The sequence below is a fragment of the Rheinheimera sp. A13L genome, assembly GCF_000217935.1.
In the GTDB taxonomy this organism is placed as follows: Bacteria; Pseudomonadota; Gammaproteobacteria; order Enterobacterales; family Alteromonadaceae; genus Pararheinheimera.
In genome coordinates, this window is record NZ_AFHI01000013.1 from 1 (window position 1) to 11,758 (window position 11,758).

Genomic DNA, 11,758 nt, shown 5'->3' on the forward strand with positions numbered 1-11,758 from the left:
GCTGCAACATCAATGACTTAGGGTATTAGTCGTTAGGGCGACCCTAAAGGTCGCCCCTACAATAAATTCATCTGTATCCTGCAAAAAAACGTAGGGGCGGGGTTAATCCCCGCCCTTTTATTGATACCGCGGTGCTATAGACGGGCAGGGGCAAGCCCGGCCCCTACATACGCCACCAAAGCCTCTGCCAATTCAACTGACAGCGGATCAAAATGTCCGGCCTGGTAAGGTACTACTTCCACTCTGGCCGCAAAGTCTTCAATAAAATTAGCCGGGGTCCTCAGATAGGCCTGTTCTAACAGCTGCAAATTCTCCGCCAATGTACCGCCTGAAGCGCAGGATGCTTTATACAACCTGACTTTGCTCTGCACTGGAGTGCAGGGCAGATGTCGGGCGTTGATATTCTGACTGCTGTCGTAACTGGCCAGCAGTCTATCCAGCTCTGGCGAAAGTAACCGGGCTTTATTCAGACTGAAATAGCTGTCGATCAGTTGCACAGAGCCTGGTGTCTGCTGTTGTTGTTCCAGCAAACGACAGACTTCAAGCGCCAGTACACCACCAAAACTCCAGCCGACAAAATGCCATGGGCCTTGTGGTTGCAGATGTTTAATCAGCGGAATAAGCTGCTGAGCAAGTTCAGTGAAACTTGTGGAAGCAGCTTGTCCGGCATGCTGATCTGCTAAATAACGGTAGAAGTTATTGAACAAAACCACACGAGTGTTGGGCAGCTTCTCAAGCAAAGGCTGATAAAAATCAACACTATCACCTTCACCCGGCGGAAATACAAACACTGTGTTGGCTTGTTCTCCCTGGTGCAACTGGTACGGAGCAAACTGCGGGTAATCACAAAGCGATGGGAGTACAGGGCCTTTGTGCTGCAAGCAATGATCAATCAGCTGCAACAGACGTTGTTCCAGACAGTGGGCGAGCTGGTCGCTAAACTGCTGGCCATACAAGGCTGTGCAGGAAAATCTGAGCTGCTGATCCTGAAACACCGCCAAAATACTCACAGGGTCCAGAGCATCCTGCTGTGATGGATAATTAGCGCCACTGGATTCAGCCAGGATCTGCCAGTCATCGGCAGCGTTACCCGCATTAATTTGTCCCAGATAGTTGAAGCTCACCGCCAGTTGTTTTGCTTTAGGTTGGCGGTAACAACCTGAGCTGATATAACTCTGGCCATAGCCCGAAGCGCGTCGCAGCGTTTCTTTGTTGTAATGAATGTTGTGTGCCAGGTCGTCCGTTGCCGCCAACAACACAGGGTAAAAACTGGTAAACCAGCCTAAAGTCCGGTTCAGGTTCAGGCTGCTGTTAGTCGTTTGGCGACCATGACTTTCCAGCAGCACAGCCTGATCGGTATTGCCCCAGATGTCCCGTAATGCCAGGGCTAAAGCCGACAACAATAACTCGTTGATTTCGGTCTGATAAGCCAGATGAGCCTGCTGCATCAGCACCTTCGATTGCGCTTTTGTCAGTTGCAGCTGCGCCTGGGTACTAGTTGTGATCGCAGGTTTTTTTATTTCAGGCAGAGCCGCACAAAAGGCCTGCCAATAAAATGCCGGATACAACTGTGGTGCTGCCTGTTGTTCTGCAACCCATTGCCGGTAACTGCTGGTTTTCTCTGGCAATTGCTGGTGTTGATAAAGAGCTTTTAAATCTTCCACCAGCAGACGCCAGCTGACTGCATCAATCAGTAAATGATGGCAGGCAAAAAACACCCGTGCACTTTGATCCGGGTAGTTGTACAGATAAGCCAGTTTAAACAGCGGGCCTTGTTCAATATCAAACTGGCTTTGCCATTCAGACAATTGCTGCTCCAGCCCTTCTTCTGTGACGGTAGATCGGTCCAGTTGTTCGATATGAAGCTGCGGCACATCGGCCAGATAAGACTGCTGGTAGCCATCAGCCGTACGGCTGAACCGGACTCTTAACATATCGTGATGCGTGACCAGTTGTCTGGCCGCTTGCAGCAACAGCTCTGGTTTTAACGGCTGAACCTGGAGTAAAAACGACTGATTCCAGTAGTTCTGATCCACCACCTGACCCGATTGCACCAAATCAAAAAACCATTGCTGAATGGGCAGTAACTCAAAGCTACCGCTGAGTTGCCCTTGCTCTGCAATCATGTCCTGTTGCTCTTGTTGTTGATCCAGCAGCAGCGCCATGGCTTTTAAACTACGGTGTTGCATCAGGTTTTTCACAGTGCAGTGCCAGCCGGATTTTTTCAATAAAGCCACAAGCTGCATCACCAGTATTGAGTCGCCTCCTGACTGGAAAAAATCATCATTGCGTCCGACTCTGACATCACCCAGCAATTGCTGCCAAAGTATCGCCAGTTGCTTTTCTGTGGCCGTCGCAGGACAGATGTAATAGTGCTGTAGTTGTGGCAAAGGCAATGCGGCTTCATCTAACTTGCCGTTGCTGGTCAAGGGCAATTGCGGCAGCCTTAACCAGTGATCGGGTTGCATAAAATCTGCCAGTCGTGGTTTGAGCTCTGCAACTATGGGCTCTATATCGGGCTTTGAGCTCACCAGATAAGCCAGCAACTGATCACGGCCATTGACCTGATGCAGCTTCAACGCCACCTGTTGCACATCGTTATGGCTGAGCAACTGCTGCTCTATTTCTGCAAGTTCAATACGATAACCACGTAATTTGAGTTGTTTATCTTTCCGGCCCTGAAAGACCAGTTGGCAGTTGTTTGTATCGTCCTGATGCCAGCGCACCAGATCACCGGTTTTATACAAGCGATCACCGGCAATAAAGGGGCTTGGAATAAAAGAGGCCTGGTTAAGCTCTGGCTGATTCAGATAACCTCTGGCAACAGCGACACCGCCAATATAAAGCTCGCCTGTCACTTCAACAGGCACAGGCTCCAGTTCAGAGTCCAGCACATAAAGGCTGGTGTGGTTCAGCGGTAAACCAATGCTGGCAGGCTGAGTCAGGTTAACTTTTGTCAGACTGGAGGTAATAGCAGCTTCAGTGACACCATATTCGGCATAAATTTCAACATGGCTAAAACGCTGTAAGGCGGCAGAGCTTGCAGCAGCACCGCCATAAATCAGGTACTTCAGCTTGGGAAAACACTCCGGCTGCAGTAGATCCAGCACAGCACCAGATAAAATCAGATGGCTGACGTTGTGCATGCTGGACTGGTTAAAGTCTATTTCTTTACTCAGCAATAACTTAGCACCAGAGAGCAGTGCATTCATAATCACAGCGACTGCAGCGTCAAAAGCATAAGACAAGCCAAGATAAAGCACTGAGCCAGGACCTGTCTGGTACCTTTGACGCTGTTGCAGCACCGTATTAAGCACAGACTGATGCTCAATAAGCACACCTTTAGGCACACCCGTAGTGCCTGAAGTGTAAATGACATAAGCTAAATCCCGCTCTGACAACAGAATGCCAGGCGCAGTGCTGGCCTGCTGCGACAGATCAAGCTGGTCCAGATAAAGCATCTGGCATTGCTCTGGTAAATCCTGCTGGCCATGCTGATAAGCATCAGAAAGGCTCAAGACCAGCTTAGCCTGGGTGTCTTTAAGTATATGCTGCAGACGTTGTGAAGGAGTTGCAGGCTCAACTGGCACCCAGGCAGAACCTGTTTTCAGTACGGCCAGAATAGCCACTATCATCCAGATAGATCGTGGCAGCAACAGAGCGATCATCTGCTGTTCTTCACCACCCAGTTGCACTAACTGATGCGCCAATTGGCTGGATAAAGCATCCAGCTCTGCATAGGTCAGCTGTTGATCGTCCAGTTGCACTGCGATCTGCTGTGGATAAGCGGCCACCTGAAGTGCAAATATCGCATTGAGTGTGGTGTTGTACTCTTTCGCTGAATTTTTATCTGAATCGGTCTGTTGCCTGTCGCCCAGTGCCAGCATAGCCAGTTTTTGCTCTCTGGTAAGCAAAGACAACTGGCTGTTTTGGCTTTGAGGTGAGGCGACCACTTGCTGCAGCAGATTAACAAAACCTTGTTGTATCAGCTGAATACGTTTTTCGCTGAATAAAGAACTGGCATAGTTCAGTACACCGCTGATCTGTTGATCGCGCAGTTCCAGCTGCAAGGACAGATCGTATTTGGCAGTGCATCCGCCAGCAGGCAAAGGGGCAGGGCTTAACCAGTCCAGTGTTGAGGCTTTCTCCGCAAAAGTCTGGACTGAAAACATCACCTGAAACAGCGGGTGGCGGCTGGCATCCCGCTCTATGGACAGTTGCTCTAACAGCTGTTCAAAAGGCAAATGCTGATAACGCTGTGCTTCGGTATTTTGTTGACTCACTTGTGCTAACAGAGCCGGAAAGTCTGCTTTTGGATTGATACTGTGGTGTAGTACCTGAGTATTGACAAAAAAACCTATCAAGGCATCAGAGCCTGGCAACTGGCGATTGGCCATAGGAGTGCCCAGCAGTATGTCCTGTTGCCCTGTCAGTTTATGCAGGGTTAAGCTCCAGACGCTCAGCAGCAAAGTATAAACAGAGACCTGCTGCTGCCTTGCTAACGCCTGCACTTGGGCGGATAAAGGCTGGCCCAGACTGAAGTGATAGTCAGCACCCTGGTAATCAAAGGTTTTTGGTCTGGGGTAACAGGGACGTAAATCCAGCGGTGGCACCTGATTTAAATTCTGCCAATAGGGGTTCTGCTCAAGCGCCACGGGCTGTTGTTGCTGCCAGCGTGCAAAGTCACGGTACTGGTAATCCAAAGGCGGCAGTTGGGCATTGTGCTGATACAACTGGTCCAATTCAGAAAACAGCAGATCCATACTCCAGCCATCAAAAGCTATATGGTGCAGCAGGATCAGTAAATAATAAGTACCGTCGTCAAGCTCAAATACAGTGGCACGAATGGGCAGTTGCGCCTCAAGCACAAAAGGCATCTGCACTGCAGCCTGGATCTGTTCCGGCAATTGATCGGCCTTCAGTTGTTGATAATCCAGATGAAAACGATCAGCAGACACCAACTGCTGCCAGGCTTTGCCATCATGCTCTTCAATCACTGAGCAAAGCACCTGCTGGTGACAAATTAAGCCAGTGAATGCCTGTTGCAAGCGAGCGAAATCCAGTGTTTTTAACTGCAGCAACATAGGAATATGATAAGCCGTGCTTTGTGGCTCAAGCTGATATAAAAACCACAGCCGGTTTTGTGAGAAAGACAACGGAGCTCTGTGGTTCTCAGGCTCTGATACAGGCAGGTTTTGCTGCTGTTTATCGCCTATGCTGTTGCCTCTGCAGTGTTTGATAAGCGCAGCAATAGTTCTGTAGTGAAACAAATCGGCCACAGCCAGCGGCCAGCCGGCCTCTTTGGCTAACTTATGACACAGCAGCAAGGCTTTCATGGAATTGCCGCCTAAACGGAAAAAGTCATCCGTCAGACCTACCACATTCAGTTCCAGCACCTGTTGCCATATCTGGTAGATCTGCTGCTCTAAGGCCGTTTTTGGCTCCTGGTACTCTGCGGCTGCCGTTTGATCCCGTCTTGGCTTTGGCAAAGCGGCTCTGTCCAGTTTGCCATTGGCCGTCAGATAAAATTGTTCAACCCGGATATAGACTTCAGGCCACATATAATCAGGTAAATACCGGGCGACGACCTCTGTCAGTTGCTCTGCACTAAGCTCACAATCGGCCTGATAATAGGCCAGCAGATAAGCGTCGCTTTGTTGCTCTTGGACGGCCAGCACCAGAACCTGCTGTATGCGGCTGTCTTTTTGCAATGTGCTTTCAATTTCTGCCAATTCAATACGGTGGCCACGAATTTTGACCTGAAAATCAGTACGGCCTTTGTATTCCAACTGACCGTCCAGTCTTTGTTTCACCAGATCACCGGTTTTATACAGTCGCTGCTGGTTCTGTGGGTGAATAATAAAACGCTCTGCCGTCAGCTCCGGCCTGTTCAGATAACCCCGGGCTAATCCCGCACCGCCGATAAACAATTCGCCGATCACACCAGAAGGCAGGAACTGTAGCTCTGAACCCAACACATAAATCTGCTCATGCGCTAAGGCATTGCCAATCAGCAGTGGATTGTTGTCTGTCTTGTTGTCTGAATAGTCGCCTGCGCCGTTGTTTTTGTCATAAAGATGGCTGGTACTCCAAATCACAGTTTCAGTAGGGCCATACACATTCACCACCTGGGCAAACTGCTGCTGCAACTGCTGTAATAGGTCTTGATCCAGCGCCTCACCACCAACCAGACAAGTGATAGCACTGAAATCAGCTCCCTGCATCGCCAGCAGGGTACGCAACACCGAAGGGGTTTGCTGAATAAGGTTGATCTGTGGATGGCGTTGTAAATCCGGCACAGCGTTTTGCAGATCGGATAAATACAAAGTGCCACCACGGAGCAGGGGGATACCATACTCCAGGCCAAAAATATCAAAAGTGACAGAGGTTAAAGAGAGCAACTGAACCTGCTGATCATCCGGTATATAAAGCGGGAAGTTCAGCAAAAAGTCAGTAAAGCTGTGCTGTTCAATCATCACGCCTTTGGGCTGGCCTGTGGTGCCTGAGGTATAAATCACATAGGCCAGATCGGTGCTGCTGGCGTAAAGCGCTAAGGCGGTTTTGGGCTGGTTGTGATGTCTGCTGCTCGCCGGGTTATACAGCTCAACTTCAGTTGCTAACTCTGTTCTGTCGGTTAACAGCAGGCGGCAATCCGTGTCCTGCAGCATAAACCGGATGCGCTCTAATGGCTGATCCGGACTCAAAGGTACATAAGCGGCGCCAGCTTTCAGGATAGCCAATATCGACAGAATAAGCTCTGGCCCCCGTGGTAGTAACAAAGCAATTAAATCGCCCCTGTCGCAGCCTTGCTGGCGTAACTGATGGGCGAGCTGATTGGACTGGTGATCCAGTTGCTGATAAGTCCAGCTTTGGTTTTGCCATACCAGGGCTTTTTTTGTCGGTGTCAGTGCTGCTTGTTGGTAAAATAATCCGGCAAAAGTGGCGCCGTTGTGTTCAGGAGCTGCTGCTTTTGTTGCGGATAACGCCAGTTGATCTGCAGTGCTAAACCACTGCAGTTGTTTGACAGGTGTTTGAGGTTGCTCTGCTATATGCTGCATTAACACCAGATAACGTTCGGTCAGGCGCTGCATGGTGTTTTTATTAAAAAGTGCAGTGGAAAAGTTCAGCGCTCCAAGTAACTCTTCGCCTTCATCTTTGATATACAAAGACAAATCGTATTTGGCGACCTGGTAATTTTCGCCTAAATCAAAGGCAGAAAAATAGTCCGACCGGGTTGTATCGACAAACTGGTCCATCGAAAACAGCAGCTGGAACACCGGATGACGGGATTGATCCGGCTGTAGCTTCAGTAGATCAACCAGATACTCAAAAGGCAGGTCCTGATTCTGTTGAGCTTCTGTGACCCTGGTCACCACATGCTCAAGCCATTGCTCAGCGCTTTGATCGGGCTCTATCTGCAGGCGAAGCGGCAGGGTGTTGACAAAAAAGCCAATCAGCTGCTCTGTGTGCTGATGATGCCGGTTCGCAAAAGGTGTGCCGACAAGGATATCCTGCTGGCCGCAGTACTTATGCAGCAGTACAGCAAAACCTGACAACATCAGGCTATACAAGGTGCAACCACGGGCAGCTGCCAGCGCTTTTAACTTTGTGGTTAAAGCACCAGGAAACTGAAACAGCAGGTTATCACCGGCATAACTGAGTTTGGCAGGGCGTGGCTTATCCAATGGCATCTGCAGCGGGCTTAACTGGTGCAACTGCTGCTGCCAGTAGTTTAACTGGGAGTCAAACTGACCTTCGGCAAAAGCCTGACGTTGCCAGTGGCCGTAGTCCTTGTACTGCAGTGGCAACTGAGCTAACTGCAGGGGCTGGCCTTTACAGAAATGATGCATGGCCTGTTCCAGCTCTGCCATAAAAAGGCCATGGCTCCAGCCGTCAAAGGCGCTGTGGTGAATGTTGATCAACAGCACTGTGTTTTGGCCTGGCGTCAGTTCAAAACACCAGGCTTTGATGGGGATGTTCTGCTCTAAGTTAAAGCAGTAGTTGACGTAGCGCTTAAAAGTTTCGGCAAATTCATTATCAGCAAGCTCTACTCTTTCAAGCCTGAAGCTGTCTGGGGCTTGAAGTAGTAAACGGGCTTGCTCATCTTTTTGCCTGATCAAAGAGCGTAATACCTGATGTCGTTCTACCAGCAGCGCCAGACTTTGCTGCAACTGTAGGGTCGAACCTGTTTGCACTTTTAACGCAATAGGAATGTTGTAGGCTGTATTGCATGCATCGTAGTGATGTAAAAACCACAGCCGTTGCTGAGCAAAAGACAAACTGGGTTCGGCCAGAAAACAGGGCTGTATAGTACGCTGCTGTTGGCTTTCTTGTTTTAAACTGAGGTTTGAATTCTGTTTTATATTCAGTAACGCGTTACGAATGTTTTTATCGGCAAACAGTCGTGCTACAGGGTAGTGGGCGTGCAAGAGTTCGGCCATCGCATGAGAGACACTGATCGCCAGTATGGAGTTACCACCGAGTCGGAAAAAGTCGTCTTCAACTCCCACTTTGTCTAATTTCAGCACCTGTTGCCATAAAGCACAGAGCTGTTTTTCCTGCTCCGTGGCTGGTGCCAGATACTGCTCTGTTTTCAGTTCTGGCTCTGGCAGGGCCTTGCGGTCCAGCTTGCCATTGACATTCACCGGAAAACGGCTCAGGCCAATAAAATGGTCAGGCACCATATAATCGGGTAATTTTTTTAATAACAAAGCACGCAGCTGATCAGCTTCTGGCATGGCTTCAGTTTGGCAATAGGCCACAAGCTGGTCTTGCCCTGAGGCTTGTTTGACCATCACTAAGGCCTGGCTTATCTGTGGCAAAGCACAAAGTGCCGCTTCAATTTCACCCAGTTCAATACGAAAGCCACGTAACTTCACCTGAAAGTCATTGCGGCCCAGATACTCTATATTGCCGTCAGCACGCATTCTTACTCTGTCACCGGTTTTATACATACGCCGGCCAGCCTGAGCATTGTCTGTGGCATGGTAAAAAGGGTTAGCTAAAAAGCGTTCAGCGGTCAGCTCCGGCAAATTCAGATAACCACGGGCTACGCCATGGCCTGCAATATAAAGCTCGCCCGCCACGCCTTTGGGTACCAGATGTTGGTTGTTATCGAGTATATACAACTGGGTATTCTGGATGGGTTTGCCAATAGGCACTGAACTCAGCTTGCCCTGACAATAAAAATAACTGGAGTCTATGGCTGTTTCTGTAGGGCCATATAAATTATGCAGTTGGGTGTTTTGGTGCTGATTCAACTGGTGAAATTGCTTTACTGTGGCGACAGGCAGTGCTTCGCCTGAACAAAAAATATAACGCAAACAAGCTGGAACCAGACGGCCCCGGCGTTGCAAATCATCCAAAAAGGCCTGAAACATGGTAGGCACAAAATGCAGCACTGTGATCTGTTGCTGTTTGATCAACTGGTACAAATAATCCGGATCTTTATGGCCTTCCGGCTCTGCCAGTACAATTTCTGCCCCATAAGCGTTGGCCCATACCAGCTCCCACACCGACACGTCAAAAATATATGGTGTTTTTTGCAGCACTTTATCCGAAGCATCCAGCGGATAAGTGTTTTGCATCCAGTCAATACGATTCAGCAGGTGTCGATGTTCCAGCATCACGCCTTTTGGATTTCCTGTGGTGCCAGAGGTATAAATAATATAAGCCAGCTGATCGCCATCAATTTTGTCTGGCAAGCTGTGCTGTTGTGCCCTGTTCTCTGGCGCCCAGTCCTCTGGCGCCTGGTGGTGCCATAGTCCTGTATCGGCCCAAAGCACCGGAGTGGAACCTGATAGCGCTGTGACTTTGTGGCGCAGCGCCTGATGGCTTATTAAAGCTGCGGCTTGAGTGTCCTTTAAAATATAATCCTGGCGCTCAAGCGGGAATTCAGCTGCTACAGGCACATAAGCGCCACCGGCCTTATGAATAGCCAGAATAGCCACAATCAGCTCCAGCGAACGTAACATCAGCAACGCCACCAGTTTGGATGGCGAAGCCTCCAGCAGGGGGAGCAGCATCAAGGCCAGTTCAGTGCTGCGTTGATCCAACTCTTGATAGCTTAAGCTGTCTGAGGCAAAACTCAGGGCTCTGTGTTGAGGTGTTAAGCGCACCTGACGGCTAAATAATGCGGTGACACTGGACACATCAGGTAAGGCCTTGGCCGTATCGTTGAGTTCCAGCAGCAGATGCTGTTGTTGCGGTTTGCTTAACAGCTGCAGCTGGTTTAATGGCAAAGTGGGCTTCGCTAACAACAGCTGTAACACCGTCTGATAATGCGCCAGCATCTGTGCCACAGTGCTTTGATCAAATAAAGCTGTGGCATAGTTCAGTTCCAGCGTTAAGCCATCTTTGGCTTCAGTGATAAAAAGCGATAAATCATATTTGGCAACCTGATACAAACCTTCGGGGGTTAGCAGGCTGAACTCTTGCTGCCGGGCCTGTTCATCGGCCTGTTGCACTGCAAAAAACACCTGAAACAAAGGATGGCAGCTTGGATCTCTGGGTAACTGCAGTTTTTCTACCAGCAAATCAAAAGGCATATCCTGATACTGCTGGGCAGAAATCAGGCTTTGATGCACAGAGTGCACCAGTTCAGCCAGACTGATGTCTGCTCTGGTTTGGCAGCGAATGGCCAGGCTGTTGACAAAAAAGCCAATCATATCGCTGGTGCCGGGGTAATGACGGTTAGCTGCGGCAGTGCCAATCAGCAGATCGTCTTGCTGGCTGTATTTGTGCAATAACACAAAATAAGCCGATAAGGTTAAAGCGTAAAAACTACAGCCTAAAGAGCGGGCAAGTTGATGCAGGCCTTCTGAAGTGCTGCTGTCGAGTTGCAACTTTACCGTGTCACCTTTTGCATCAAAAGTGGCGGGCCTGGGGCGATCCAGAGGTAATTCAAGTAGCTGCACGTCGCTGAGTTGGTGTTGCCAGAATTGCCATTGCTGTTGTTGCAGTTCACCTTGCAATAGTCGCTGCTGCCACCAGGCGAAATCCTGATACTGCAAAGTCAAAGGGGCTAACTGAACTGGAGTATCCTGACTAAAGTGCAGGTAAAACTGCTGAAACTCGTTCAATAAACAAGGCAGGCTCCAGCCGTCTACTGCTATATGGTGCAAAGTGATTAATAAAATCGCTTTGTGGCCTGGTCGCTGGTAATAACAAGCCCGCACCGGCAATTGCTGGTCCAGCACAAAAGGCCTGGACAGCTCTTGCCGCAGCAGATGGTGCACTGCATGCTGATCAAGCTCTGTGTCCAGTACCTGGTGGTTAAACTCCAGCTCTGTCGCAGGTTTTAATACACCTACAGGTTCAGCGCTTTGCCGTATCAGCACAGTACGCAATACCTGATGCCGCTCCAGCACGGCGACTAAAGCCTGCTCTGCAGCAACAGCGTTTTGTGGCGAGTTGCCGTTTTGCATTTCTAAAATAAGCGGCACATTGTAGGCGGCGCTGTCTGGTTCAAACTGCTGTAAAAACCACAGCCTTTTTTGCGCAAAAGATAAAACAAAGGGCTGCTGGCCGGTTGGGTAAATAACAGGCAACTGCAGGCTGTCCGACAGCACTCCGGCAGCTTTTAACAAGGCGATAAGCTCAGTTTTGTGGGGTTTTATTTTCGCCAGCCACTGCTCTTTATCCGCCAGAGGCTGGCGAATAGAAAATTTCAGTTTGTCCTCAACGCCTTCCTGCTGCTCTACCCATAAAAAAATGCCACGCTCATTGATCTGATATAAAAGCTCTGTTAACTGCATGG

At 49.4% G+C, this 11,758-nt stretch carries 1 protein-coding gene; it reads right to left on the reverse strand.

Annotated elements, in window-relative coordinates; translation table 11 throughout:
* Positions 1 to 134: 134 nt before the first annotated feature.
* Positions 135 to 11,756, reverse strand: a complete 11,622-nt coding sequence (locus tag RHEIN_RS09105; RefSeq protein WP_008898688.1) for a non-ribosomal peptide synthetase — start codon at positions 11,754 to 11,756, stop codon at positions 135 to 137.
* Between the last annotated feature and the right edge of the window lie 2 nt (positions 11,757 to 11,758).